The sequence below is a fragment of the Actinomycetospora lemnae genome (genome assembly GCF_028737315.1).
Lineage (GTDB): Bacteria > Actinomycetota > Actinomycetes > Mycobacteriales > Pseudonocardiaceae > Actinomycetospora > Actinomycetospora lemnae.
On the sequence record NZ_JAQZAO010000008.1, the window covers coordinates 240,654 to 264,158 of the forward strand.

The 23,505-nt window shown below is 75.6% G+C and carries 33 protein-coding genes; 19 read left to right on the top strand and 14 right to left on the bottom strand.

What is annotated here, in order from left to right; all coding sequences use genetic code 11:
- Nucleotides 1–9: 9 nt before the first annotated feature.
- Both PGB27_RS19485 and PGB27_RS19490 read right to left on the bottom strand, forming a co-directional pair.
- Entirely contained in the window at nt 10–171 is a 162-nt protein-coding gene (locus PGB27_RS19485; RefSeq protein ID WP_274202047.1) for a hypothetical protein, read from the bottom strand.
- Complete coding sequence (locus tag PGB27_RS19490) at nt 164–1,030, bottom strand: MBL fold metallo-hydrolase (protein WP_274202048.1); 867 nt, start codon at nt 1,028–1,030, stop codon at nt 164–166. Before PGB27_RS19490 ends, PGB27_RS19485 begins: the two co-directional genes overlap by 8 nt.
- A gap of 38 nt (nt 1,031–1,068) precedes the next feature.
- Between PGB27_RS19490 and PGB27_RS19495 the strand changes: the two genes are divergently transcribed.
- From PGB27_RS19495 to PGB27_RS19505, 3 genes are read left to right on the top strand one after another with little or no spacing between them, the layout of a single operon-like run.
- Entirely contained in the window at nt 1,069–2,160 is a 1,092-nt protein-coding gene (locus PGB27_RS19495) for a glycosyltransferase family 9 protein (RefSeq protein WP_274202049.1), read from the top strand.
- The gene (locus PGB27_RS19500) at nt 2,160–2,477 is read left to right on the top strand and encodes a hypothetical protein (protein ID WP_274202050.1); all 318 of its coding nucleotides are present in this window, start codon (nt 2,160–2,162) and stop codon (nt 2,475–2,477) included. Before PGB27_RS19495 ends, PGB27_RS19500 begins: the two co-directional genes overlap by 1 nt.
- A 53-nt stretch (nt 2,478–2,530) precedes the next feature.
- Nucleotides 2,531–2,977: a DUF2267 domain-containing protein gene (locus PGB27_RS19505; protein ID WP_274202051.1), complete on the top strand. Its 447-nt coding sequence runs from the start codon at nt 2,531–2,533 to the stop codon at nt 2,975–2,977.
- A 78-nt stretch (nt 2,978–3,055) separates the two neighbouring features.
- Here PGB27_RS19505 and PGB27_RS19510 read toward each other — a convergent pair whose 3' ends face one another.
- Both PGB27_RS19510 and PGB27_RS19515 read right to left on the bottom strand, forming a co-directional pair.
- Nucleotides 3,056–3,736, bottom strand: a complete 681-nt coding sequence (locus PGB27_RS19510; RefSeq protein WP_274202052.1) for a hypothetical protein — start codon at nt 3,734–3,736, stop codon at nt 3,056–3,058.
- A gap of 67 nt (nt 3,737–3,803) precedes the next feature.
- Nucleotides 3,804–5,192, bottom strand: coding sequence for an aldehyde dehydrogenase family protein (locus PGB27_RS19515; protein ID WP_274202053.1), 1,389 nt, complete (start codon nt 5,190–5,192; stop codon nt 3,804–3,806).
- A 105-nt stretch (nt 5,193–5,297) separates the two neighbouring features.
- Between PGB27_RS19515 and PGB27_RS19520 the strand changes: the two genes are divergently transcribed.
- The 4 genes from PGB27_RS19520 (at nt 5,298) to PGB27_RS19535 (ending at nt 7,655) form a co-directional block, all read left to right on the top strand.
- Nucleotides 5,298–6,044, top strand: a complete 747-nt coding sequence (locus tag PGB27_RS19520) for an SDR family oxidoreductase (RefSeq protein ID WP_274202054.1) — start codon at nt 5,298–5,300, stop codon at nt 6,042–6,044.
- A 116-nt stretch (nt 6,045–6,160) separates the two neighbouring features.
- The gene (locus PGB27_RS29375) at nt 6,161–6,586 is read left to right on the top strand and encodes a helix-turn-helix domain-containing protein (protein ID WP_332843836.1); all 426 of its coding nucleotides are present in this window, start codon (nt 6,161–6,163) and stop codon (nt 6,584–6,586) included.
- A 99-nt stretch (nt 6,587–6,685) separates the two neighbouring features.
- A complete protein-coding gene (locus PGB27_RS19530; RefSeq protein WP_274202055.1) occupies nt 6,686–7,075 on the top strand; it encodes a hypothetical protein in 390 nt (129 codons plus the stop codon).
- Nucleotides 7,076–7,274: 199 nt separating this feature from the next.
- Nucleotides 7,275–7,655, top strand: coding sequence for a hypothetical protein (locus PGB27_RS19535; RefSeq protein WP_274202056.1), 381 nt, complete (start codon nt 7,275–7,277; stop codon nt 7,653–7,655).
- Here the strand turns inward: PGB27_RS19535 and PGB27_RS19540 are convergent.
- The 4 genes from PGB27_RS19540 to PGB27_RS19555 are packed head-to-tail and all read right to left on the bottom strand — an operon-like array spanning nt 7,646 to nt 10,251.
- Entirely contained in the window at nt 7,646–8,341 is a 696-nt protein-coding gene (locus PGB27_RS19540; RefSeq protein WP_274202057.1) for a CPBP family intramembrane glutamic endopeptidase, read from the bottom strand. The genes PGB27_RS19535 and PGB27_RS19540 overlap by 10 nt on opposite strands.
- On the bottom strand, nt 8,334–8,738 hold the full coding sequence (locus PGB27_RS19545; protein WP_274202058.1) for a ChaB family protein: 405 nt from the start codon (nt 8,736–8,738) through the stop codon (nt 8,334–8,336). The genes PGB27_RS19540 and PGB27_RS19545 overlap by 8 nt, the downstream gene beginning before the upstream one ends.
- Nucleotides 8,739–8,767: 29 nt before the next feature.
- On the bottom strand, nt 8,768–9,547 hold the full coding sequence (locus PGB27_RS19550; protein ID WP_274202059.1) for an HAD-IIA family hydrolase: 780 nt from the start codon (nt 9,545–9,547) through the stop codon (nt 8,768–8,770).
- On the bottom strand, nt 9,544–10,251 hold the full coding sequence (locus tag PGB27_RS19555; protein WP_274202060.1) for a dienelactone hydrolase family protein: 708 nt from the start codon (nt 10,249–10,251) through the stop codon (nt 9,544–9,546). The genes PGB27_RS19550 and PGB27_RS19555 overlap by 4 nt, the downstream gene beginning before the upstream one ends.
- Nucleotides 10,252–10,339: 88 nt before the next feature.
- On the opposite strand from PGB27_RS19555, the gene PGB27_RS19560 reads away from it, so the two are divergent.
- The 4 genes from PGB27_RS19560 to PGB27_RS19575 all read left to right on the top strand — a co-directional run bounded on the left by PGB27_RS19560 (nt 10,340) and on the right by PGB27_RS19575 (nt 13,053).
- Nucleotides 10,340–10,756 carry an organic hydroperoxide resistance protein gene (locus PGB27_RS19560; RefSeq protein ID WP_274202061.1) on the top strand — a complete coding sequence of 139 codons (417 nt, stop codon included), beginning with the start codon at nt 10,340–10,342 and terminating at the stop codon, nt 10,754–10,756.
- Between the two features lie 24 nt (nt 10,757–10,780).
- Nucleotides 10,781–11,749, top strand: a complete 969-nt coding sequence (locus tag PGB27_RS19565) for an alpha/beta hydrolase (RefSeq protein ID WP_274202062.1) — start codon at nt 10,781–10,783, stop codon at nt 11,747–11,749.
- An 84-nt stretch (nt 11,750–11,833) separates the two neighbouring features.
- Nucleotides 11,834–12,484, top strand: coding sequence for a hypothetical protein (locus PGB27_RS19570; protein WP_274202063.1), 651 nt, complete (start codon nt 11,834–11,836; stop codon nt 12,482–12,484).
- Nucleotides 12,424–13,053, top strand: a complete 630-nt coding sequence (locus PGB27_RS19575) for a copper resistance CopC family protein (protein WP_274202064.1) — start codon at nt 12,424–12,426, stop codon at nt 13,051–13,053. Before PGB27_RS19570 ends, PGB27_RS19575 begins: the two co-directional genes overlap by 61 nt.
- A gap of 117 nt (nt 13,054–13,170) precedes the next feature.
- Here the strand turns inward: PGB27_RS19575 and PGB27_RS19580 are convergent, their stop codons facing one another.
- Together PGB27_RS19580 and PGB27_RS19585 are read right to left on the bottom strand one after the other, a co-directional pair.
- Complete coding sequence (locus PGB27_RS19580; protein ID WP_274202065.1) at nt 13,171–13,635, bottom strand: L,D-transpeptidase; 465 nt, start codon at nt 13,633–13,635, stop codon at nt 13,171–13,173.
- Nucleotides 13,636–13,859: 224 nt separating this feature from the next.
- The gene (locus tag PGB27_RS19585; RefSeq protein WP_274202164.1) at nt 13,860–14,384 is read right to left on the bottom strand and encodes an O-acetyl-ADP-ribose deacetylase; all 525 of its coding nucleotides are present in this window, start codon (nt 14,382–14,384) and stop codon (nt 13,860–13,862) included.
- 57 nt (nt 14,385–14,441) lie between these two features.
- Here PGB27_RS19585 and PGB27_RS19590 point away from each other — a divergent pair, with 57 nt between their 5' ends.
- A complete protein-coding gene (locus PGB27_RS19590) occupies nt 14,442–14,891 on the top strand; it encodes an SRPBCC family protein (protein ID WP_274202066.1) in 450 nt (149 codons plus the stop codon).
- A 52-nt stretch (nt 14,892–14,943) separates the two neighbouring features.
- Here the strand turns inward: PGB27_RS19590 and PGB27_RS19595 are convergent, their stop codons facing one another.
- Together PGB27_RS19595 and PGB27_RS19600 are read right to left on the bottom strand one after the other, a co-directional pair.
- Nucleotides 14,944–15,651, bottom strand: coding sequence for an RluA family pseudouridine synthase (locus tag PGB27_RS19595; protein WP_274202067.1), 708 nt, complete (start codon nt 15,649–15,651; stop codon nt 14,944–14,946).
- Complete coding sequence (locus PGB27_RS19600; protein WP_274202068.1) at nt 15,648–16,823, bottom strand: isochorismate synthase; 1,176 nt, start codon at nt 16,821–16,823, stop codon at nt 15,648–15,650. The genes PGB27_RS19595 and PGB27_RS19600 overlap by 4 nt, the downstream gene beginning before the upstream one ends.
- Before the next feature lie 183 nt (nt 16,824–17,006).
- On the opposite strand from PGB27_RS19600, the gene PGB27_RS19605 reads away from it, so the two are divergent.
- From PGB27_RS19605 to PGB27_RS19635, 7 genes are all read left to right on the top strand, one after another.
- Entirely contained in the window at nt 17,007–18,392 is a 1,386-nt protein-coding gene (locus PGB27_RS19605; RefSeq protein WP_274202069.1) for a cytochrome P450, read from the top strand.
- Nucleotides 18,393–18,412: 20 nt separating this feature from the next.
- A complete protein-coding gene (locus tag PGB27_RS19610; RefSeq protein WP_274202070.1) occupies nt 18,413–18,808 on the top strand; it encodes a VOC family protein in 396 nt (131 codons plus the stop codon).
- A 189-nt stretch (nt 18,809–18,997) separates the two neighbouring features.
- The gene (locus PGB27_RS19615; RefSeq protein WP_274202165.1) at nt 18,998–19,675 is read left to right on the top strand and encodes an energy-coupling factor ABC transporter permease; all 678 of its coding nucleotides are present in this window, start codon (nt 18,998–19,000) and stop codon (nt 19,673–19,675) included.
- Complete coding sequence (locus tag PGB27_RS19620) at nt 19,672–20,103, top strand: PDGLE domain-containing protein (protein ID WP_332843837.1); 432 nt, start codon at nt 19,672–19,674, stop codon at nt 20,101–20,103. Before PGB27_RS19615 ends, PGB27_RS19620 begins: the two co-directional genes overlap by 4 nt.
- A 2-nt stretch (nt 20,104–20,105) precedes the next feature.
- Nucleotides 20,106–20,870 carry a cobalt ECF transporter T component CbiQ gene (gene cbiQ / locus PGB27_RS19625; protein ID WP_274202071.1) on the top strand — a complete coding sequence of 255 codons (765 nt, stop codon included), beginning with the start codon at nt 20,106–20,108 and terminating at the stop codon, nt 20,868–20,870.
- A gap of 35 nt (nt 20,871–20,905) precedes the next feature.
- The gene (locus PGB27_RS19630) at nt 20,906–21,637 is read left to right on the top strand and encodes an energy-coupling factor ABC transporter ATP-binding protein (RefSeq protein ID WP_274202072.1); all 732 of its coding nucleotides are present in this window, start codon (nt 20,906–20,908) and stop codon (nt 21,635–21,637) included.
- Between the two features lie 21 nt (nt 21,638–21,658).
- Nucleotides 21,659–22,090: a TIGR03618 family F420-dependent PPOX class oxidoreductase gene (locus tag PGB27_RS19635; RefSeq protein ID WP_274202073.1), complete on the top strand. Its 432-nt coding sequence runs from the start codon at nt 21,659–21,661 to the stop codon at nt 22,088–22,090.
- Between the two features lie 50 nt (nt 22,091–22,140).
- Here PGB27_RS19635 and PGB27_RS19640 read toward each other — a convergent pair whose 3' ends face one another.
- A complete protein-coding gene (locus tag PGB27_RS19640; protein WP_274202074.1) occupies nt 22,141–22,653 on the bottom strand; it encodes a hypothetical protein in 513 nt (170 codons plus the stop codon).
- Between the two features lie 31 nt (nt 22,654–22,684).
- On the bottom strand, nt 22,685–23,422 hold the full coding sequence (locus tag PGB27_RS19645) for a Clp protease N-terminal domain-containing protein (protein WP_274202075.1): 738 nt from the start codon (nt 23,420–23,422) through the stop codon (nt 22,685–22,687).
- Nucleotides 23,423–23,505 lie beyond the last annotated feature (83 nt).

The following is a 23,505-nucleotide window of genomic DNA, read 5'->3' on the forward strand; positions in this document are numbered from 1 at the left end:
GAACGCCCCTCACCAGAACCCGATCGCTACCCCGACCGGCCAGCACGGGTCCGCCGGCCGGTCCTGCTCGGTGAGCGCCACGTCGACCCGGGTGTCGCCGTGTTCCTCGGGCGCGGCGTCGGGCGTGGCCACGGAGCGCAGCACCACGTCGCCGCGCTCGGGCTCACCCATCGGCGGCCACGTAGATCGAGCAGGCGTCGAAGACGGCCTCGCGCACCGGGTCGTCGTCGCAGTCCCGCGCCGGGCGGACGACGGCCTCCCCGGCCCGCAGCGTCGCGAAGGCGTCGGCGACCTCGCGCAGGTAGCGGCCCTCGGCGACGCCGCGGCCGAAGTGGGACATGAGCACGAGGTGCACGTCGTCGGCGAGCTCGGCCAGCCGCGCGGTGGAGGCGGCGAACGCGGTGAGGTCGGACTCCGGGGCCTGTGCGTAGATCGGGCCGGTGTTGACCGTGTCGCCCGCGAACAGCAGCCCCGCGTGCTCGTCGAGGAAGCACACGGAGTCCGGCGTGTGCCCGGGCGTGTGCAGGACCCGCAGCGTGCGCCCGCCGAGGTCGACGACGTCGCCGTCGTGCAGCAGGTCGGGCTCGGGGCCGGGACACGGGTCCCAGGTGGTGTCGACGTCGGGCGGCAGCGGGCGGGGATCGGAATCACCGGAGAGCAGGTGGAAGAAGTCGCGGTCGAGCGCGCGGTACGCCTCGGCGGCCGCGAGCAGGCGCCGGGCGTGGGCGAGGTAGCGGCGCCGCTCGGCGGGGTCGGCCCCGGCACGGAGCTCGGCGACGCCGGCCGGGTGGATCGCGACGCGGTCGAACTCGGCGTCGCCGCCGACGTGGTCGAGGTGCGCGTGGGTGTGGACGACGTCGACCGGCCGTTCGGTGAGCGCGGCGACGACCGGGCGGACCGGGGCGATCCCGAGCCCCGAGTCGACGAGCACCGCCCGGTCCCGGCCCGCGACCAGCCACGAATTGACGTGACCCGGCTCGGCGACGAGCCACACGTCCCGGGTCACCGGCCGGGTGCGGAACCAGGACACCCAGGTGAGCCTGCCAGGACCGGCGGGTACTCGCCGCCGTGCCCGACCCCGCCACCGCTGACCTGCGCCACCCCGCCGCGCACCGCCCCGGGCAGGGCGACCCCGACTGGGCGTCCGCGCGCCGCGTCCTCGTCGTGCGCCCCGACAACGTCGGCGACGTCCTCATGACCGGGCCGGTCTTCCGCGCCCTGCGCGCCGCGGCACCGGCGGCGACGCTTGACCTGCTCGCCTCCCCCGCGGGCGCGGCCGCCGCGGCGCTGCTGCCCGAGGTCGACGGCGTCGTGACCGCCTCGGTGTCCTGGCAGCAGCTCGACCTCGTCGCGGGCAGCAACCCCACCGACCCCGACGCCGCGCTCGTCGACGACCTCGCCGCGCGCGGCTACGACGCCGCCGTGGTGCTGACGTCGTTCTCGCAGTCGCCGTGGCCCGCCGCCGAGGTGCTGCGCCGCGCGGGCGTGCCGGTGCGCGTCGGGATGTCCAAGGAGTTCGGCGGGGGCCTGCTCACGCACTGGGTGCCGGCGCCGTCCGACGAGGAGCACCAGGTCGACCGCATGCTCGGGCTGCTCGCGGCGGTGGGTGTGCCGTCGCGCGGCGTGGAGCTGGCCGTGCGGATCCCGGACGACGCGGCGACGCCGCTGGCCGTCGTGGGCAGCCGCTACGCCGTCGTCGCGCCCGGGGCGAGCTGCCCGTCCCGGCGCTGGCCGGCCGAGCGGTTCGCCGCCGTCATCGCCGAGCTCGCCGCGGACGGGCTGACGGTGGTGGTCAGCGGCACCGAGCGCGAGGCCGACCTGGTCGAGGCCGTCGCCGGCGACGTCGGCGTGCCGGTCGCGGGCGGGCTCGGGCTCGGCGACCTCGCGGCGCTGCTCGCCGGCGCCGAGGTCGTCGTCGCCAACAACTCCGGGGGCGTGCACCTCGCCGACGCCGTCCGCGCGCCCGTCGTCGAGCTCTTCGCCGGCACCGAGACCGTCGACCAGTACCGGCCCCGCTCCACCCGCGCGGAGGTGCTCACCCGCCCGGTGGCGTGCGCACCGTGCCGCCAGCTCGTGTGCCCGTTCGACCAGGAGTGCCTCGCGGTGACACCCGCCGAGGTCCTCGCGGCGGCGCGGCGGCTGCGGTCGGTGGCGGTGTAGTGGTCGAGCACACCGGGGACGGCCACCACGTCGTCGTCGACGGACGGAAGTGGCGGGCGACCGACCCGCTCGTCCCCGAGGACGACGCCGCGGTGCTGCGCCGGTGGCTCATGGCCGCCCGCCGGGACGTCGGGACGGCGAGACGGGCGGGCGACGAGGAGGGCGAGGCGGCGGCGCGCTCGCGCGTCCACGCCGCGAAGACCGCGCTCGGGGAGCGGGGTCCGGCCTGGTGGGAGCAGGGCGAGGACGAGCGCCGCGACCGCTGGACCGACGGCCTGCGGCGCGCCGCCGACGAGGGGTTTGCGCCCCCGGAGTGAGTGGGTGCCCCCGCTCCGCACGGCCTCCCGAACCCGAAGGAGCGATGGGACCGATGACGACACCGCCGATCCAGGGCGACGAGAACCCGAACGACCCGAACCCGGCGAACTCCAGCCAGACACTCGCCGCGTTCAGCGGGCAGGTGCAGCGGCGCCTGGGGCTGGAGCAGCCGTCGGAGGCCGAGATCCTCGTGCGCAGCACGCTCAACGAGCTCGGCAAGTCGGTCAGCAGCGGCCTCGCGCAGGAGCTGACGATCAGCCTGCCGCCGGAGCTGTCCGCGGAGCTGCGCGCGCAGCGGCCGAAGGACGACGCGGCCCGCTCGGTGAGCAAGGAGTCGTTCGTCGACGCCGTGAGCGGGCACGTGACGTCCGTCGACGCGGACGAGGTCGAGCGTCAGGTCGAGCAGGTCCTGCGGGTGCTGCGCGAGTGGCTGCCGGAGGACCAGGTCGACCGCACCCTCGAGCAGCTGCCCGGCGACCTCGTGGCCCTGATGCGCTGAACGATCGCCGGGCGCCCGAGCGGACGGCGCCTTCACCGCCAGAGTGCAGCGAAGGCGCCGTCCGCTTCGTCTCGCCCGTCAGCCCGCGCTCGTCGAGACGCGTGGCTGCTGATCGTCCTGCCCGCCGCCGTCACCACCGTCACCACCGTCACCACCGGCACCACCGGCGCCGCCTCCGGAACCGTCGCCGGCTCCGCCGCCGCCCTGGTCGCCGCCTCCGCCGCCTCCGCCGCCGCCTCCGCCGCCGGAGCCGCCCCCGGAGCCCCCGCCCGCGTCGCCGGCGCCGCCCCCACCGCCCCCACCGCCGCTACCGGTGCCGCCGTTGCCGCCGCCGACCCCACCCGCGGGCCGGTCGGCCGGGGCCGGCTCGGGCGCCACGACCACCGGCGGCGGGGCCACGCGGGTCGGGGTGCGCCGGGTGGTCGTCTCCGCGACCGTCGTCCGGCGCGGGGCGCGCGAGGTCGTGCGCGTCGTGGTCCCGGTGGTCGCGGCAGCCGCGTCGGTCGTCGACACCGGCGGTGGGCCGAGCGCGGGCACGAGCGGGACCGGCGGGACACCGAGGGTCGCCGACCCCCCGGGCACCGCCGCCACCATCGGCGCCACCCCGGTCGCGACGCCGGCCCCGAGGACGCCGGCCACCACGGTCGAGACGCCCAGCGCCGACCGGGCGACCAGCCCGGGCCATCGCCGGCCCCGCGACGGGACGCGCAGGGCCGACGTCGGGCCGGCGACCGTGATGGCCTCGTCCTCGTTGGTCACCTCGGACCAACGACGCCACCCGTCCGGGGGTGACGCGGAGATCGTCAGTACGTTCTGTCGAACGTCGTTACGGCAACGGGGACCAGTGGACCACCTTCGTGGTGGTCATCTCGTCGAGGAGCTCCGGGCCGTAGCCGAAGCCGGTGCCCGAGGTGCCGCGGGGCTGCGCCGCGCCGCCCGGGGCCCCGCCGAACACCGAATTGATCTTGACGGTGCCGACGGGCAGCTCGCGCCAGGCGTGCTGGGCGTGGGCGATGCTGCCGGTGAGCACGGTGGCGGCGAGGCCGTGCGGGTCGTCGATCGCCTCGGCCAGGCCCTGTGCGAAGTCCTCGACGACGCGCACCGGCGCGACCGGACCGAACGTCTCCTCGCGCAGGATCGTCATCGCGGGCGTCAGCCCGGAGAGCACGGTGGCGGGGTAGAAGGCCCCGTCGCCCTCGGGGAGGAAACCGCCGGCGTGCACCGTGGCGCCGTCGGCGATCGCGGCCGCGACGTGGCCGTGCACGTGCTCGCGGTGGCGGCGGTCGACCAGCGGCCCGAGCGCCTTCTCCCCCGTCGACGCCGGGCGGTACACCCAGCGCGCGGCCTCCTCGGCCAGCGCGTCGAGGAACGGCTCGGCGATCGCGGCCGCGCAGTAGATGCGCTCGACCGACACGCACACCTGCCCGCCGTTCGCGTAGGAGCCCAGGGCGGCCTGCTCGGCGGCCCAGCGCGGGTCGACGTCGGCGTCGATCACGAGCGGGTCGTTGCCGCCGTTCTCGAGCAGCACGTGCGCGCCGGTCCCGGCCGCGGCCTGGCGGATGGCCTGCCCCGCGGCGATCGACCCGACGTGCGCGATGACGTCGATGTCGGCGTGACCGGCCAGCGCGGCGCCCGTGGGGCCCGCGCCGTCGACGATCTCGAGGACGCCGTCGGGGAGGAACGAGGCGACGAGCTCGGCGAACCGCCGCCCCAGGTGCGGGCAGCGCTCGCTGGGCTTGTGCACGACGGTGTTGCCGGTGACGAGCGCGGCCCCGATGAGCCCGCCGGCGACGGCCACCGGGTCGTTCCACGGGGTGAGGACGGCCGCGACGCCGCGCGGCTCGGGGACCATGAGGTCGGTCGCCGACCACGACCCGAGCAGCGACCGGCCGCGGTGCACCGGCCCGAGCTCGGCGTACTGCTCGAGCGTGCCGGCGGCCGCGAGCACCCCGCCGAGCCCGTCGTCGTAGGGCCGGCCGGTCTCGGTCTCGTTGAGTCGCGCGAGCTCCTCGGCGACGGCGCGCAGGGCCTGGGCCGCGTCGCGGACGCAGCCGGCGCGCTCGGCGGCGGGGGTGCGCGCCCACCCGTCGCGGGCGGCGCGGGCCCGGGCGACCGCGGCGTCGACCTCGTCGGGGTCCGCGGGGCGGACGCGTCCCACGAGCTCGCCCGTCGCCGGGTCGTGGACCTGGATGTCGGTGTCGATCGCGGTGCTCACGGACCCCGGGGTTCCACCACGTCCCTCGCGGTACGCCTGCTCGTGAGCGGCTGCTCATCACCGCCGGGGCGTTAGCCCGTCGCCCGCACCGGGGATGCCGGCGGCGTGACGGGACGACTGGACGGGACCACCGCGATCGTGACCGGCGCCTCGAGCGGCATCGGCAACGCCACCGCCCGCGCGCTGGCGGCCGAGGGCGCCGCCGTGGCGCTGTTCGCGCGGCGGCGCGACAAGCTCGAGGACCTCGCCGGCGAGCTCGACGGCGCGACCGTGCACGAGGTCGACGTCGCCGACGCGGACGCCGTGCGCGCCGCGATCGACGAGGTGGCGTCGCAGCACGGGCGCCTCGACGTGCTGGTCAACAACGCCGGCTACGGCTCGATGGACCTCGCGCGCGACGCCGACCTCGGCGAGTGGCAGAAGATGGTCGACGTCAACCTGCACGGGGTGCTGTCGACGACGCACGCCGCGCTCGGTCACCTCGCGCAGGCCGCGCAGGGCCCGCGGGGGATCGCCGACGTGGTCACCGTCAGCTCGGTCGCCGGGCGGACGGTCTCCGGGCCGGGCAGCAACGTCTACGCGGCCACCAAGCACGCGGTCGGCGCGTTCTCCGAGGCCCTGCGCCAGGAGCTCGCCGGCCAGCACGTGCGTGTCGGCCTGGTCGAGCCCGGCCTCGTCGACACCGAGCTGACCAACACCGGCGACGCCAACAAGCCCGACGCCGGCCAGGCCTCGGAGCTGGGCGTGCTGCACGCCGACGACATCGCCGACGCCGTGGTCTACATGGTCACCCGGGCGCCGCGCACCGCGGTCAACGAGGTGCTCGTGCGCCCCACCGAGCAGACCGGCTAGGTGCGCTGCGCGCTCGTGAGCAGAAAGGAGTGCTCCAGCACGTCTTCGTGCTCACCTGGCGGAGCCACCCGGGTAGGTTCGCGGGCCGGGACCCGCCGCGGCCGAGGGAGGAGTGCGTGGCCCTCGACCGTCTCGACGACCCCGACCACCCCGTCTACTCCATGGGCCAGGCCGCCGAGCTCCTCGGGGTGACGCCGGCCTTCCTGCGCAACCTCGACGCGGCGGGACTGCTCAGCCCCGGTCGCTCGGACGGCGGGCACCGCCGCTACTCGCGACACCAGCTCGACCGCGTCGTCGAGCTCCGCCGGCTGGCCGACCAGGGCCACACCCTGGTGAGCGCCGCCGAGATCCTCGACCTGCGCGCCGACCTCGACGGCGAGCGCGCCCGCCACGCGGCCACGACGCGCGAGCGCGACGAGGCCGTCCGCGACCGCGACGCCGCGCTCGACGAGCGCGACACCGCTCGTCGCGAACGTGACCGCGCCCGCGACGAGAGGGACAGCGCGCGCCGCGCGGGACGCGGAGGCGACGTCGGGGGCTGACGAGGACCTGGGTGTTGACCCCCAGAAAACCTCCTCCTAGACTTGGAGATATCCGAGCCACAGTGTCGACGCCCTGGGTGACCGGAGGAGGTGTTCGCCATGACGGTCGAGGTCCTCGATGCGCCCGTGCGCGACATCGCCGTCGACGAGGCGCCCGGCCGCGGCGGGGAGCCGTCCGCGGAGCCCCTGCGGCTGGACCGCGACCCGGACGTCACCGACCAGGCCGTCGTCGACGCCGAGTTCGTGGCCATCGTCCTGTGCGAGCGCCCCTGGGGCGAGCACCTGCCGTCGCCCCGCACACCGCCGCCCGCGGCCGTGACCGGCGCTCGCCGTGATCCCCCGCCGCACGGACCGGGTCCGCGCTCCGGACACCGGGCCGACCCGCTCCCGGCGGTCGGTGCGACCCCGCAGGTCCGGCGACGAACCGGCCCGGGCCCCCGATCACCTCCGCCGCGCCCGACCCCGGTCACCGATCCGACGAGGAGGTGAGCGTCGAGCGCGGAACCCACCCGGGAGGCCGGCGAGCCTCCCGCTCATCCATCTCACCGACCCGGCCCGGGGCCGAGCGGGACGACCGACGAGCGGCCGAACGCCGCGACGAACGAGGACAGGGATCGTCCCCGCTGGGCCCCGGGCCCTCGTACGCCCGGTGCGTCATCCCAGGACGAGGCAGAGGAGAGGAACGGTCATGGGCCTGCAGCGGGTGTGGATCGAGACCCTCGACGGCGGGCTGGTCCGCGCCGACCAGGTCGTCGAGGTCCTCGCCCACCGCACGGCGGCGTTCTCGGGCAAGCCGGCGCGCTGGTTGCTCGACGTCGTGCTGCCCGTCGGGCAGGGCGCCGGCACGGCGGCGCAGTGGAACCTCGGGGCGTCGCACCGCACGCTCACCCAGACCGCCGACGAGCCCGCGGGCGCCGCGGCCAGGCTCGCCCGCCTGCTCTGGGAGCTCGACGAGCGCGACGCCGCCGGCATCGTCACCGTCCGCCGGTCACCCGACGGCCTCGAGCTCGACCTCCAGCCGTTCGCGCCGTCGACGGCTCCCCGGTCACCGGCTCCTGCTCACACCTGAGTGCCGAGGGCGAGCACGAGCGCGAACGAGATGAGGTTGAACGTCGCGTGGGCCGCCACCGGCGGCCAGATCGATCCGGTGCGCTCGTAGAGCAGGGCGTTGACGACGCCCAGCAGGAACGCCGCCGCGAACACCACGTTGAGACCGTGGGCGATCGCGAAGATCCCCGCCGAGAGCACCACCGCGAGCACGCGCCCGAGCCGGCGCAGCACGCCGTAGGCGAGGCCGCGGAACAGCAGCTCCTCGCCGAGCGGCACCACCAGCCCGCCGATGAGCACGACGAGCGTCGCCGCGACCGGACCGCTGAACAGCGTCAGCGCGGCCTGCGGGTCCGAGGTGTCCCCGGTCAGCGCGACGTAGACGACGATGAGGACGCGCGAGACGAGCCAGACGAGGACGCCGATCCCCGCGCCGAGCGCGACGGCGCGGGCAGCGGGGCGGACGAGCCCCACCGCGGCGGGCGAGCGCACCCGCAACGCCAGCGCGATCGCCACCGCGAGCAGGGCCGACGCCCCGGACACGGCGACCAGCGCGGGCGCGGGCGGGCTGCCCTCGCTCAGCAGCCCGAGCGCGACGAACAGCAGCAACTGCAGCGCGACGTAGGCGACCGCCCCGACGACCAGCTCGAGCCAGCCCAGCGACGGCCGGGCGACGGGAGCCGCGTGCTCGACCGGCTGCTCAGTCACCCCGGGCCTTGCGGGTCTCGCGGTCGTTGGCCTTCTGCACGGCCTTCGCGAGCTCGTCCTTGTCCATCTTGGAGCGCCCCGAGACGTCGAGCTGCTGCGCCCGCTCGTAGAGGTGCTCCTTGCTGGCGTTGGCGTCGACCCCGCCGCCGGTCTCACCGCTGGGGTTCGCGCCGCCGCTCTCGGCGCGCGAGTCGGAGGGGCCGTACTCCTCCTTCTGCTCCCAGTGGTCGCCGACCTTCTCGTGCGTGTGCTTCAGCGCCGCGTAGGCCGTCCGGCTCGCGCGCTCGCCCTTGCCGTACGTCTCCTCCGCGGACTCCTTGGCCTTCGCGTAGGTCTCGCGGGCACTCTCCGGCGAGCGCTGCAGCGTCGACGGCAGGTCCTCGTACTTCTCTGGCATGGTCGAGAAGTACCCCGTGGGCGGGGAAATCAGCCCCGGACCCCCACCTCGAGGTCCGCCACGCTCGCCACGACCTGCTGCGGCCGGTACGGGTAGCGGTCCATCTCGGCGGGGTCGGTGACGCCCGAGAGCACGAGGATCGTGTGCAACCCGGCCTCCATGCCGGCGACCATGTCGGTGTCCATCCGGTCGCCGATCATCGCGGTGGTCTCGGAGTGCGCGCCGATGGTGTTGAGCCCGGCCCGGATCATCAGCGGATTCGGCTTGCCGACGAAGTACGGGTTCCTGCGCGTCGCGTGCGTGATGAGCGCGGCCACCGAACCGGCGGCGGGCAGCGTCCCCTCGGGCGACGGCCCGGTCGCGTCCGGGTTGGTGACGATGTAGCGCGCGCCGCCCTCGATCAGCCGGATCGCGCGCGTGATCGCCTCGAACGAGTAGGTGCGCGTCTCGCCGATGACGACGTAGTCGGGGTCGCGGTCGGTGAGGATGTAGCCGACGTCGTGCAGGGCGGTGGTCAGTCCCGCCTCGCCGACGACGAACGCGCTGCCGCCGGGGCGCTGGTCGTCGAGGAACTGCGCGGTGGCCAGCGCCGAGGTCCACAGGTGCCCGGCCGGGATGTCGATGCCGCTGGCGTGCAGGCGCGCCTGCAGGTCGCGCGGCGTGTAGATCGAGTTGTTGGTCAGCACCAGGAAGCGCTTGCCCGCCTCGCCCAGGCGCCGGATGAACTCGTCGGCGCCGGGCAGCGCGTTCTCCTCGTGGACGAGCACCCCGTCCATGTCGATGAGGTAGCTCTCGAGCGGCTCGCTCATGCGGTCGCCTCCCGCAGGTGCATGTCGAAGAAACGCAGGATGCGCCCCCACGCGTCCTCGGCCGAGGGCCGGTGCAGGCCCAATCCGAACACCGCGAGCGGCGCCGGCATCGGCTCGAGGAAGCTGTGGTTGGCGTCGGGGTAGGTCTTCACGTCGTGCTCGACGCCCAGCGCCGTCAGGGCCGCCTCGAGCCGCTCGGGGTGCCCGCGCAGCGACGGGTCCTTGCCGCCGAAGCTCGCGACGACCGGGCAGATGCCGGCGAGCTCGCGCTCCGCGTCGTCGGGGACCCGGCCGTAGTTCGGAGCCGCGGCGGCGTAGTCGTGGCGCGCGGCGGAGAGCAGCGCGAAGCCGCCGCCCTGGCAGAAGCCGATGACGCCGACGCGCCCCGTGCAGTCCTCGCGGGCGGCGAGCCAGGTGCGGGCGGCCTCGATGTCGTCGAACACCGGGCCGGTGCCGGTGGTCATCGACTTCATCGTCGCCGCGATGCAGCGCGGCCCGCCGCCCCGCGCGGTGTACAGGGCCGGCGCCACCGCGAGGTAGCCCGCCGCGGCCAGGCGCTCGGTGTGCTCGCGCAGCGTCCCGCGCAGGCCGAAGGCGTCCTGGAGCACGACCACGCCGGGGAACGGACCGTCACCGACCGGCGGGACGGCGAGGAACGCCGCCTGGTGGCTGCCCGCGGACGCGGGGATGTGCAGGTCGGGCACGGACGCCCCCGGGGGGTCTCGGCGGTGCTGGCGTCGCCGAGCCTCGCAGGAGCGGTGGGCGACGGCCATCGCGGGTACGCCCCATCGTATGGACATCAAGTACACCGCCGAGGCCGTCTCGTCCGGTGACGCGCGCAACGGGCACGTCCGCAGCTCGGACGGCGTCATCGACCAGGACATGACGATGCCGACGGAGCTCGGCGGGCCGGGCGGGGGCACCAACCCCGAGCAGCTCTTCGCCGCCGGGTACGCCGCCTGCTTCCACCAGGCGCTCAAGCTCGCGGGCGGGCAGTCGAACGTGGACATGGACTCCACCAGCGTCGAGGCCAAGGTCGGCATCGGCCCGGACGCCGAGAGCTTCGGGCTCCAGGTGTGGATCACCGCGACGATCCCCGGCACCGACCAGGACACCGCCGACCAGCTCGTCGCCCGCGCGCACGAGCTCTGCCCGTACTCGAAGGCCACCCGCAACAACATCGGGGTCGAGGTCACCGCGAAGATCTGAGGTCGATGCGCCACCCTGCCCGGTGTGCGCCTCCCCCTCGGTCTCCGCGTCGTTGGCACGGCCCGCCGTCTGCTCGGCGGGTCGATCGCCCACCTCGACCCCGCCGACGTCCCCGCCGCCCGGGCCGCCGTCCTGCGCCTGCAGCACGGTCCGCTCGGGCGGGCGGTGATCGGCACCCCGCCGCGTGACGTCGTCGTCGAGGAGACGGCGCTGCCCACCGCATCGGTGCCCGCGGGACTGACGGTCCGCGTCTACCGGCCGCCCTCGACGCAGGCGCCCGCGCCGGTCGTCGTCAACTTCCACGGCGGCGGGTTCGTGCAGGGCGACCTCGACCAGTCCGAGTGGTTCTGCGCGCACGTCGCGCGTGAGTCCGCGGCGGTCGTGGTGTCGGTGGACTACCGCCTCGCGCCCGAGCACCGCTTCCCCGTGCCCGCGCAGGACGCCTACGAGGCCGTGGCGGCGCTCGCGGCCGCCCCCGGGCGCGTCGGGATCGACCCGGCGCGGATCGCGGTCATGGGCGACAGCGCGGGCGGCAACCTCGCCACCGTCGCGTGCCTCATCGCGCGCGACCGCCGTCGCGAGGGTCGTGACGCGCCGGCGATCGCGGCGCAGGTGCTCGTCTACCCGGGCGTGGAGATGGTCGAGGTCCTGCCCTCGGAGCGCGCGATCCCCGTCGCCCCGATCCTGTCCGCCGCCGACATCCGCGGCTTCCACGCGCTCTACCTCGGCGACGCCGACGGCACGCACCCCTACGCCTCGCCGCTGCGCGCCGACCTGCGCGGGCTCCCGCCCGCCCTGGTGCAGACCGCCGATCACGACCCGCTGCGCGACCACGGCGAGCGCTACGTCGAGGCGCTCGACGCCGCCGACGTCCCGGTGCGCCACACCCGCTACCTCGGCGCCGCGCACGGCTACGTGGCCACCGGCGGCCTGACCCCGCGCACCTCGCTCCAGGCGGTCGCGGAGATCGGGGCGTTCCTCCGCGCCATGTGAGCAGTTGGCACGGCTATCGCCGTGGCAACTACTCACATGCGGTCCGGGCCCCGGGCTCACGGGGCGGGGCTACCGTGGAGGCCCGTGACCCCCGACCGAGCCGCACCGGTGCGTGCCGTGCTGCTCGGCGGCTGCGCGGGCGTCGTCGGCGTCGCGGCGCACGGCTCGGCCGGCGGGGCGCTCCTCGTCTCCTCGACGACCGTGCTCGTCACCCTCGCGGTCGCGCTGGTCACGGCCGCGCTCGGGACGCGTCCCCAGCACGCGGGCCGGCTCGCGGCGGTGCTCGCCGCCGGGCAGCTCGCGATCCACCTCGTCCAACCGGCCGACGTGCACGCCGGTCACCACGGGGTGCACGCCGTGTCGGACGCGGGGATGGTGCTCGCGCACGTCGCCGTGGCCGTGCTCGTCGCCCTCGGGTTCGCGCACGCCGACCGCGCCCTCGCGCGCACCGCCCGCCGGCGTGCCGCGGCGTGGGCGCGACGCCTCGCCGGCCCGCCGGTCCCGTCGGAGCCGGCGCGCGCGCCGGTGCCCCCGCCGGCGCCCACGGCCCGGCGGCGCCACGCCGTCGTCACCCACCACCCGCGTCGGGGACCGCCGTCGCCGCCCCGGACCGGACGCGCCACCGCGTCCCCGGTCCGCGCCGCGACACCACCCCGACCCGGAAGGACCCCTCCATGCCCACTCCGCGGACCCCGTCCGCCCGTCCCCGCCGCGGCGTCCTCGCCGCCCTGCTGACCGGCCTGCTCGCGTTCTCCGCGCTGCTCGTCACCGCCGGCACCGCGAGCGCCCACGACGTCGTCACCGGCAGCGACCCCGCGGACGGGGCGACCGTCCCGACCGCGCCGACCAGCGTCTCGGTGACCTTCAGCGACGAGCCGCAGGGCAACCTGTCCACGCTGACCGTCGTCGGCCCCGACGGCGCCCACCACGAGGCGGGGCCGACGACCACGCAGGGCCAGGTCGTCTCGGTGCCGGTGGGCCCGCTGCCGCAGGCCGGCCGCTACGAGATCGGCTACCGCATCATCTCGAGCGACGGCCACCCGACGACCGGCTCCGTGTCGTTCGAGCTGACGACCCCGTCGGCGGGCTCGGCAGCCAGCGCGCCCCCCGGCACCGCGGCGGCCGCGCCGGGCGCCGGGACGGACCACTCCGCCCACGCCGGCCACGAGGCCGCCCCGCCGTCGCCCGCCGCGGCGGCCGGTCCCGACGACGCGGGCGGGGGCGTGCCCGCCTGGGTCTTCGTCGTCATCGCGGTGGTCGTCGTCGGTGGCGCCGTCGCGCTCGTGCTGCGCCGTCGGGTCTGAGCCGGGCGCCGAGTCGGACGCTGGACCGGCCCTGAGCCGGACGGGCGAGGGGCACCCCCCTCGGGTGCCCCTCGCCCGCCGCGCCCGGCCACGGCCGCGCGTCGGGGCCGGGAGGCCCTACTCGACGATCTGGACCCGGTCGTTCGGGTTGAGGTGCTCGAAGAAGCGCTTGGCGTCGTCCTCGCCGAGGCGCACGCACCCGGCCGACTCGCGGTCGGTGCTGCCGCCGTGGAACGCGCGGCCCTCGTTGTCGAAGAACACCGCGTACGGCATCGGCGAGCCCTCGTACTCCTGGCTCACGTGGTGCCGTTCCTTGCGCTGGATGATGTAGTCCCCGGTCGGGGTCTCGTGGCCCTCGGCGCCGTGGCTGTTGCGCACCGGGCCGTGGACGACGTCGCCGTCCCCGTCGAGCAGCCAGGCGCGGTTCTCGGAGAGGTCGACGCACGCCTTGATCCGCGCGTCGGTGCACGGCGTACCGCCGACGCCGCCGCCCCCGGCCGGTGCCGCGACGGCCACACCACCCAGCTGGAGCGCTCCGAGACCGATCGTGGCCACCGAGACCGCGAACCGACCGGACGGCACCCCGCGCTGCGTCCCCCTGCGATGCCTGCCCGCCATACGTCCTGCCCCTCGCTCACGTCCGCGCGGCTCCCACACCGCGCGATCCGACGGGCACAACGAGGCAGTCACGACGGGGTCACGGACCGTTTCCGGTGGTCCGGAGCACGTCACCGGAACCGGTTCGGCGCACAACCTCTGTGGGTTCCGGACGTCGTGGACACAGCGCGTTCAGCGCTAGGGACGATTCACCCACACGATTCCGCCGCGCGGACGAAGGCGTCGAAGACTTGATCGCTGAACAGGATGAACTGTGCCGCGCGCACGGCACTCTCGGTGGTCCGCACGGTCGTCACGGCGATCCGCGCGGCGTCGGCGAGCGGCCACCCGTACACGCCCGCCGACACCGCGGGGAACGCGACGGTCCGCGCGCCGACCTCGTCGGCCACCCGCAGCGACTCCCGGTACGCCGAGGCCAGGAGCTCCGAGCGGTCCTCGCTCTTCGCGTACACCGGGCCGACGGTGTGGATGACCCAGCGCGCCGGCAGCCGCCCCGCCGTGGTGGCGACGGCCTGCCCGGTCGGCAGGCCGTCGGGCAGCGTGGTGCGCCGCAGCTCGCGGCACGCCTCGAGGATGTCCGGCCCGCCGGCGCGGTGGATGGCGCCGTCGACGCCGCCGCCGCCGAGGAGCCCGGAGTTCGCGGCGTTGACGACGGCGTCGACCTGCGCGGCCGTGATGTCGCCCCGGTGCAGCGTGATCTCCGGCGTGCCCATGCGCGCCAGGTACCCGCCGTGGCGGCCGGCCACGACCGTCCCTGACACCATCGCCGTGTGAGCGACACGCGCATCGAGGTCACCGACACCGTCGACGCCCCCGTCGAGCGGGTCTTCGCCCTGCTCGCCGACCCCGACCGGCACCCCGACCTCGACGGCAGCGGCACCGTCCACGCCTCGCACACCCACCTCGCGATCACCGAGGTCGGCGACGTCTTCGTCATGGAGATGGAGCACCCCGCGCGCGGGCGCTACCGGGTCGAGAACCACGTGGTGCGCTACGAGGAGGACCGCGCGCTCGCCTGGACGCCCGCGGCCGTCGGCAAGCCGCCGTCGGGGCACGTGTGGGGCTGGGAGCTGGCGTCGGACGGTGGCGACCGGACCGTCGTGACGCACTACCACGACTGGGCGGACCTCTCCGACCCCGAGATCCTCGGGCGTGTCCGCGAGGTCTCGGCCGACGACATGCGCTCGACGATCGCCAACCTCGCGGCCGCCCTCGCCTAGGTGCGCTGTCGCGCTCGTGAGCAGAGAGAAGTGCTCCAGCACTTCCCTCTGCTCACCTGCCCGGAGGGCACAGGGCGTCGAAGTCGTCGCCCGGTGGGGCCTCGAGGTCGTGGCGGGTGCCGTCGGGGCCGGTGAAGCCCAGGCGCCAGGCGTGCAGGGCGGTGCGGGTGGCCGGGTCCTTCTCGAACAGCGGGTCGCCGACGAGGGCGTGGCCGATCCAGGCGAGGTGGACGCGGATCTGGTGGCGGCGGCCGGTCGCCGGCGTCACCGCCAGCATGGTCCGGTCCTCGCCGCGGCGGAGCACCTCGAACGTCGTCGTCGACGGGTAGACGTCACCGGGCAGCACCGCGTCGTCGGGCACCGACCACACGTCGTCGGTGCACGTGATCGCCTCGCGCGGGGCGGCGATCCGCACCCGGTTCTTGCGGCCCACCGACAGCGGGAGCTCGATCGTGCCCCGCTCGGGCAGGCCGGTGCCGGACGCGACGGCGAGGTAGGTCTTGGCGACGGTGCGGTCGGCGAACTGGCGCGTGAGGTCGCCGTGCGCCTGGAGGCGGCGCGCGAAGAGCACGATCCCCGAGGTCACCTTGTCGATGCGGTGGGCGGGCCAGAGCGTCTCGCCGGCGTCGCGCGCCAGGCGGACGAGGTCGGTGTCGTGGCGCTCGCCCATCACCGACCAGCCCGCCGGCTTGTCGAGGACGAGCAGGTCGTCGTCGCGCAGCAGCTCGCGACCGGCGCGCACCTCGTCCCAGGTGCTCACGCCTCGTCGAGGCCCAGCGCGTCGAGCAGGGTGCGCAGCTTGACCCCGGTCTCGGCGAGCTCGTCGGCCGGCCGCGACGCGGGCACGATCCCCGCGCCCGCCCACAGCCGGACGCGGTCGCCCTGGACCTCGCCGCAGCGCAGCGCCATGACCCACTCGCCGTCGCCGCGGGCGTCGGTCCAGCCGACGGCGCCGGTGTAGAAGCCGCGGTCGAACGGCTCGATCTCGGTGATCGCGGTGTGGGCGGCCGCGCGCGGCACCCCGCAGACCGCGGGGGTCGGGTGGAGGGCCTGGGCGAGGTGCAGCGCCGAGGTGTCGCGGTCGGTCGCGCGGGCGCGCACGGTGGTGGACAGGTGCCAGAGGGTCGGGGTGCGGACCAGCGACGGCGCGGCGGGCACCTCGAGGTCGTCGACGACGGGACGCAGGCGCTCGGCGACGTCGGCGACGACGAGCGCGTGCTCGTGGCGGTCCTTCGCCGACGCGAGCAGCGCCTCGCCCCGGCGGCGGTCCTCCTCGGGGTCCGACGAGCGCGCCGCCGAGCCGGCGAGCGGGTTCGCGGTGACCGTCGCGCCGCGCCGCGAGAGCAGCAGCTCCGGGCTCGCGCCGAGCAGCGTGCGCGGCGTCCCCGCGCGCTCGGGCGGGAGGTCGACGGCGAACAGGTAGCTGCGCGGGTCGCGGCGCGCGAGCTCGCGCAGCATCGGCACCGCGTCGACCGGCCCGTCGGCGACGACCTCGAGCGCCCGGGCGAGCACCACCTTGTCCAGCCCGCCGGCCGCCATGCGCGCGAGCGCCTCGGCGACCATCGCCTCGTAGGCCGCGGGGGCGGGGATCGGGCGGGCGGTGCCGGCGACGGGCGAGCCGCCGGGGCCGGCGACGAGGACCGCGCCGAGGGGGTCGGCGCGCTCGACGTGCTCGGGGACGACGAGGTGCGCGTCCGCCGCGGGGTCGAAGGGCAGCGCGCCCACCGCGACCGCGTCGTCACCGAGGTCACGGAGGCACCGCAGGACCGCGTCGGCGTCGCCGGGGGGCAGACCGGTGAGGACGCCACGGGTGCGCAGGGAGCCGGCGGGCCCGGAGAACCAGGAGCCGCTGCCCGGGGTCCAGGAGCGGAGCAGCCGTACCGGGTCGGCGACGCCGAGCGGCGCGCGCGCAGCCGGGCTGGTGCTCGTCACGTCTCGCTCCCGTCCGCGGGGGGCCGCTGGTGTGCAGCTCTCGGTGGCATCGTGGTCCACGGCACCGGACGGTGCCTGTCGGGCCTGTCCGGGATGTCCCGGACACCATCCACCCTCCGCTCGTGGTGACAGACGGTCCAGCCGGGGAGGGCGTGACACGCCGCACCGTCATACTCTGGGTATGTGACGACCCAGGGGGAGGTCCCGTCCGTGACCACCGACCAGGCGGAGCCGCGCACCACGCCCTTGCCCCTGCCCCGCTGGCGGGCGGACCTGCGCCTGGGCTCGCGGATCGTCGCGATGCGCGCGGGCGGGCTCGCGCTGGCCGTCCGCGGCGATCCCGTCGCGCGCCTCATGCACAAGCCCTGGCGCCTCGATCCGTACCCGACCTACGCGCGCCTGCGCGCCACCGGCGCCGCGACCGGCGGGGTGGCCCGCAGCCGCACCGGCATCCGGGCCGTCGCCAGCCACGAGGCCTGCACGGCCGTGCTGCGCGACCGCCGCTTCGGCGTGCGGCTGGCGGACGGGCGGATGCCGTTCGACCCCACCGACGACGCGAGCACCGCCTCCAGCCACGACCCCACCGACCCCGGCACGGCGCTGATCGAGCCCATCGACCTCTCCCTGCTCGGTCTCGACGCCCCCGACCACACCCGGCTGCGCCGCCTCGCCCAGCCGACGTTCGCGCCGAAGCGCCTCGCGCAGTACCGCGAGACCGCCCGCGCCGTCACCGGCCGCCTGCTCGACGCGGCCCCGACCGACGCCCCGTTCGACCTGGTCGGCGCGCTCGCCGCGCCGCTGCCGATCAGCGTCATCTCCGAGCTGCTCGCGATCCCCGACGTCGACACCCCGCGCTTCGCCGCCTGGGGCCGCGTGGTCGGTGCCGCGCTCGACGGCGTCCGCTCGGTGCGCCACGCCCACGCCCTCTCCCGCGCCACCGCGGACCTGCGGGCCCTGTTCGCCGACCTCGTCGAGCGCCGCCGCGCCGACCCGGGCGAGGACGTGATCTCGCAGCTCGTGCACGCGCTCGACGAGGGCCAGCTGACGCTCGACGAGCTGGTGTCGCTGGCACAGCTGCTGCTCATCGCCGGGTTCGAGACGACGACCAACCTCGTCGGCAACGCCGTGCGCGCGCTGCACACCTCGGGCCCGTGGGAGGACCTCGTCGCCGACCCGGCCCTCGCGGCGGGTGTCGTCGAGGAGACCCTGCGGTGGGACCCGCCGGTGCAGCTCACGGCCCGGTTCGCGCACGAGGACGTCGAGATCGGCGGGCAGCGGCTGCGCCGCGACACCGGGGTGCTCGTGCTGCTGGCGAGCGCGGGCCGCGACCCGGCCGCGCACCCGGATCCCGACCGATTCGACCCGCACCGCGAGCAGGCGACCGCACACCTCGCGTTCTCCGGCGGCGCGCACTACTGCCTCGGCGCGGCGCTGGCGCGCATGGAGGGCGAGGTGGCCCTGGAGATGCTCGCCGAGCGGCTGCCCCGCCTGCGCCCGGCCGGCCGGTTCGTGCCGCGCGTCGCGACGGTCCTGCGCGGGCCCCGGCGCTTCGGCGTCCGCGCCGACTGATCGCGCGCTACCGTTCCCGCGTGCCCGAGCTGCCCTCGATCTCCCACGTCGCGCTGTCGGTGACCGACCTCGCCACCAGCCTGCCCTGGTACCAGCGGCTGTTCGGCGTCGAGCCGGCGATGACGCTGTCCGACGGCCCGTTCGAGCGGAAGGTGTTCGCGCTGGCCGGCGGCCAGCTCTTCGGGCTCACCGCCCACCACGGCGCGCGCTCCGGCGACCGCTTCGACGTCGTCGCGCCCGGCCTCGACCACGTCGGCTTCGCCTGCGCCGACCGCGCCGAGGTCGCCGCGTGGCAGACCCACCTCGACCTCATCGGCGTCGCGCACGGCGGCGTCGTCGAGGCCGACTACGGCTGGGCCCTGTCGTTCACCGACCCCGACGGCAACGCGCTGGAGTTCTTCGCCCTCGCGTCCTGAGGCGCCCACGAGAGGGACCGGCGCACCACGACACCCCTCCCGGCCACACCCTCTCTTCGGCCAGTCCTCGGTTGTCGCAGGACTAGTGCGACAACGCTTCACCTGCGACACACTCGGGGACGCCACCCGACCGGGTGGCCCGCCGAGGCTGGGGGGTGACGCGTGGAGCCGCACACCGGGCTCGTCGCCATGCACATGAGCGACGGGATCGTGGACGCGCCGACGTCGGTGATCTTCGGGTTCGTGGCCGTGCTCGGCCTCGCCGTGTGCGTCGCGCGCGCCCGGCGCGACCTCGACGACCGCACCGCCCCGATGGCCGGGCTCGTCGCGGCGTTCGTCTTCGCCGTCCAGATGCTGAACTTCCCGATCCTGCCCGGGGTCAGCGGGCACCTGCTCGGCGGCGCGCTCTGCGCGATCCTCGTCGGGCCCTACGTCGGCGCGATCTGCGTGTCGATCGTGCTGCTGCTCCAGGCGCTGCTCTTCGCCGACGGCGGGCTCTCCGCGCTCGGCACGAACATCACGAACATGGCCCTGCTCGGCACGTTCGTCGGCTACGGCGTGGCCGTCGCGATGCGCCGGATCGCGACGCGCAGCCGCGGCGGGCTGGTGCTGACGGCGTTCGTCGCGGCCTGGGTGAACACCGTCGTCGCGTCGCTGGGCTTCGTCCTCGAGTACGCGATCGGCGGCGAGGGCCTCGCGCTCGGCACCGTGATCGGGCTGATGGCGGGCTTCCACGCGCTGATCGGGATCGGCGAGGGGATCATCACCGCGCTCACCGTCGGCGCCGTCGCGTCCGTGCGCCCCGACCTCGTCTACCTGACGCGCTCCGCCGCCCCGTCGCTGACGATCAAGGGAGTCTCCGCGTGACCAGCCCTGGATCGGGTCGAGCTCCGCGGCGCTCCGTCTCCCGGCTCCCCGTCGCCTTCTACGCCGGCTTCCTCGTCGTGGCCCTGCTCCTGGCCGGGGTGATGTCCTACGCCGCGAGCGGCAGCCCGGACGGCCTGGACGCGGTGACGCAGACCGGCTGCGAGCTCGACGAGGCCGGCGAGCCGGTCGGCGGGCGGTGCATCGCCCAGAACGCGGGCGAGCACGCCACCGCCGGGAGCCCGCTCGCCGACTACGCCGTCGGCGGCTCCGAGGGCACCACCGGCATCGCGGGCGTCATCGGCGTGCTCGCGACGCTCGTCGTGGCCGGCGGGCTGTTCTGGGTGCTGCGCGGGAGACGCAGCGGAACCGGGCTCGACCCGGGCGACGGGCGCGGCCTGCGCGACGAGCCCTCCAGCCGGGTCGAGTAGCGGTGGCCGCCGGACACGCGCACCCGCTCTACCGCGCCGGCGACTCGGTGGTCCACCGGTTGCCGGCGCACGTCAAGATCGTCGTCGCCTTCCTGTTCGTGCTCGCGGTGGTGGCGACGCCGCGCGAGGCGTTCGCGGTCTTCGGGCTGCAGTTCCTGCTGCTGGTGGGCGTGTGGATCGCCGCCCGCATCCCGCCCGGCTGGCTCGCGACGCGCGCGCTGATCGAGGCGCCGTTCGTCGTGCTCGCGGTGCTGCTGCCGTTCTTCGCCGACGGCCCGCGGGTCGAGTGGTGGGGGATGTCGCTCGCGGTGGACGGCCTGCTCGCGGGCTGGAACATCCTGGTCAAGGGCACGCTGGGCGTGCTGGTGTCGGTGACGCTCGCCGCGACGACCCCGCTGCGCGACCTCGTCTCGGGGCTCTCGCGGCTGCGGGTGCCGTCGATGGTGTGCGTGATCGCGACGCTGATGCTGCGCTACCTCGAGGTGATCGTCGCCGAGGCCCGGCGGATGCGGCTGGCCCGCATCTCGCGGGGCCACGACCCGCGCTTCGCCTGGCAGCTCGGGGCGACCGTGCGCTCGGTGGGCGCGCTGTTCCTGCGCTCCTACGAGCGGGGGGAGCGCGTGCACCTGGCGATGCTGTCGCGGGGCTACACGGGGACCATGCCCGCGTTCACCACCGCGCCCGCGTCGGCGGCGACGTGGTCGGTGGCCCTCGTGCCGGCGATCGCGGCGGCCCTGCTCGCGCTGTCCGGATACTGGGTGGCGTGACCGGCAGGGAGACGGAGCGGAGCGGAGCTCGACCCATGGTCGCCAGTCTCGAGGTGTCGGGCCTGGCGTTCGCCTACCCCGACGGTCACCAGGCCCTCTTCGGCGTCGACCTGCGCATCGAGCGCGGCGAGCGCGTGGCGCTGCTGGGCCCCAACGGCGCGGGGAAGACGACGCTCGTGCTGCACCTCAACGGCGTGCACCGCGCCGGGGCCGGCACGGTGCGCGTCGGCGGGCTCGAGGTCACGCGCGAGAACGTCCAGGAGATCCGCCGGCGGGTCGGCATCGTCTTCCAGGACCCCGACGACCAGCTGTTCATGCCGACCGTCGGCGACGACGTCGCGTTCGGGCCGGCGAACTTCGGGGTCACCGAGCCGGAGCTCTCGCTGCGGGTCAAGGAGGCGCTCGACGCCGTCGGGGTCGCCGAGCTCGCCGACCGCTCCCCCATGCACCTCTCCGGCGGCCAGCGGCGCCGCGCCGCGCTGGCGACGGTGCTGGCGTGCGACCCGGAGATCCTCGTGCTCGACGAGCCGTCGACCCACCTCGACCCGGTCGCGCGCCGCGAGCTCGCGGAGGTGCTGCTCGGGCTGGAGCGGACGATGCTCATGGTCACCCACGACCTGCCCTACGCCCTGCAGCTCTGTCCGCGCTCGGTGGTGATCGACGGCGGCGTGGTGGTCGCCGACGCCCCGACCCGCGAGCTGCTCGCCGACGCGGACTTCCTCGCCGCTCACCGCCTGGAGCTGCCGTTCGGGTTCGCGCCGGGCTGACCCCGTGCCACGCTCGCGGCCATGGACCTCGACGACTTCCGCGAGCGCGCGGCCGGCGAGCAGTTCCTCGTCGTCGTGTCGACGGCCCGGGCGGACGGGTCGATCCAGTCGAGCGTCGTCAACGCCGGCGTGATGGACCACCCGGTGCACGGCACGCCGGTCCTGGCGCTGGTGGCGGCGGGCGGGTCGGTGAAGCTCGCGAACCTGCGCGCGCGACCGTGGACGACGATCACGGTCCGGTCCGGGTGGCGGTGGACCACGGTGGAGGGCGCCGCCGAGATCGCGGGCCCCGACGACCCGCTCGCCGGCGTCGACGACGTCCCGGCGCTGCTGCGCGAGGTCTTCGTGGCGGCCGGGGGACAGCACGACGACTGGGTCGAGTACGACGAGACCATGGCCCGCGAGCGCCGGGCCGCGGTGCTCGTCACCCCGAGCCGGGTCTACGGGGTCTAGGTGCGCTTCGCGCTCGTGAGCACCCTCGCGGGCCGTAGCACCGAAAGTGCTCACCTGCGCGGAGCGCACCAGGTGTAGGCGAGCGCCTCGTCGGGGCCCAGGCGGCGCCAGCGCTCGCGCAGGTCGCGGAGGTCGGTCAGCGCCGCGGCGACCTGCTCGGCGGTGAAGGGGGCGCGGCCGGTCTCGGTGATGCCCCAGGCCTCGTCGAGCTCCGTGACCACCACCGGGGCGCGTCGGTCGATGCCCTGCGCGAGCACGCCGACGACGACCTCGGCGAGCCGCAGGTCCCGGGCGTGGTCCCGGCGCACGCGGTCGGACACCGTGTACCGGTCGTGGCGCGGCTTCCCGCCGATGATCTCCAGGCTGTCGAACAGCGCGCCGGCCCGGATCGAGCCCCAGAGCCCGCGCGCCATCCCGAGCGCGCGCTCGCCGAGGAGGTGGACGGCGTCGTGCGGGACCGTGCCGGTCCGGTCGTAGGAGCGCAGCCGCAGCCGCAGGCCGTCCCCGCGGTCGATGTCCGCGAGCGATCCGCCGTCGGGGCGCCGGGTGAACGCGACGTGCACGCCGCCATCGGACCACGGGCGCGCGCCGGCCTCACTCCGTTTTCGGGTCCTGCGGCGCGCCGGCGAGCGAGGACAGCGTGCGCACGACGTGCCCTTCCACGGCGTCACGACCCAGCCCGAGCCCGGTGAGCGTCCCGGCGCCGTCCTCCTGCTCGAGCAGCGCGAGCAGGATGTGCTCGGTGCCGACGTAGTTGTGGCCGAGGCGCAGGGCCTGGCGGAACGTCAGCTCCAGCGCCTTCTTGCAGGCCGCGTCGAACGGGATCAGCGCCCCGATCTCCGACGCCTTCGGCGGCAGGGTGCCGACCAGGGTGCGGCGCACCGTCTCCGGCGAGACGTCGAGCGCCTTCATGGTCAGGACGGCCAGCGACTCCGGCTCGTGGAGCAGCCCGAGCGCGAGGTGGGCCGGCGTGATCTCGGCGTTGCCCGCGGAGCGGGCCTCCTCCTGGGCGGCGACGACGACGTTGCGGGCGCGCGGGGTGAAGCGTCCGAAGCCCTCCTCCATGTCGATGTCGCCGCTCGCGCCCTTGGGCACGAACCGCTTCTGGGCGGCCTGCTTCGTGACGCCCATGCGCTTGCCGATCTCGGTCCAGGACGCCCCGGAGCGTCGGGCCTGGTCGACGAAGTGGCCGATGAGGTGGTCGGCGACCTCGCCGAGGTGCTCGGCGGCGAGCACGGCGTCCTGGAGCTGCTCGAGGGTGTCGGTGTGGACCGAGGTGATCGCGTTGATGAGGTCGTCGAGTCGGACGGGGGTCGGGGACGTGTCGGCCATGCGTCTACCTTAGGTTGACGAACCCGGTTTTCGTCAACCTTGGATTGACGCTTGCCCCTCCCACGGTGTGAGGTCCTAGCGTC

Excerpts from the sequence above, each read along its gene's own strand:
- PGB27_RS19485 (WP_274202047.1), bottom strand. The coding sequence starts at position 171 with ATGGGTGAGCCCGAGCGCGGCGACGTGGTGCTGCGCTCCGTGGCCACG.
- PGB27_RS19505 (WP_274202051.1), top strand. The coding sequence starts at position 2,531 with ATGACGACACCGCCGATCCAGGGCGACGAGAACCCGAACGACCCGAAC.
- PGB27_RS19530 (WP_274202055.1), top strand. The coding sequence starts at position 6,686 with ATGACGGTCGAGGTCCTCGATGCGCCCGTGCGCGACATCGCCGTCGAC.
- PGB27_RS19535 (WP_274202056.1), top strand. The coding sequence starts at position 7,275 with ATGGGCCTGCAGCGGGTGTGGATCGAGACCCTCGACGGCGGGCTGGTC.
- PGB27_RS19545 (WP_274202058.1), bottom strand. The coding sequence starts at position 8,738 with ATGCCAGAGAAGTACGAGGACCTGCCGTCGACGCTGCAGCGCTCGCCG.
- PGB27_RS19550 (WP_274202059.1), bottom strand. The coding sequence starts at position 9,547 with ATGAGCGAGCCGCTCGAGAGCTACCTCATCGACATGGACGGGGTGCTC.
- PGB27_RS19560 (WP_274202061.1), top strand. The coding sequence starts at position 10,340 with ATGGACATCAAGTACACCGCCGAGGCCGTCTCGTCCGGTGACGCGCGC.
- PGB27_RS19575 (WP_274202064.1), top strand. The coding sequence starts at position 12,424 with ATGCCCACTCCGCGGACCCCGTCCGCCCGTCCCCGCCGCGGCGTCCTC.
- PGB27_RS19585 (WP_274202164.1), bottom strand. The coding sequence starts at position 14,384 with ATGGGCACGCCGGAGATCACGCTGCACCGGGGCGACATCACGGCCGCG.
- PGB27_RS19615 (WP_274202165.1), top strand. The coding sequence starts at position 18,998 with ATGCACATGAGCGACGGGATCGTGGACGCGCCGACGTCGGTGATCTTC.
- PGB27_RS19630 (WP_274202072.1), top strand. The coding sequence starts at position 20,906 with ATGGTCGCCAGTCTCGAGGTGTCGGGCCTGGCGTTCGCCTACCCCGAC.
- PGB27_RS19635 (WP_274202073.1), top strand. The coding sequence starts at position 21,659 with ATGGACCTCGACGACTTCCGCGAGCGCGCGGCCGGCGAGCAGTTCCTC.
- PGB27_RS19645 (WP_274202075.1), bottom strand. The coding sequence starts at position 23,422 with ATGGCCGACACGTCCCCGACCCCCGTCCGACTCGACGACCTCATCAAC.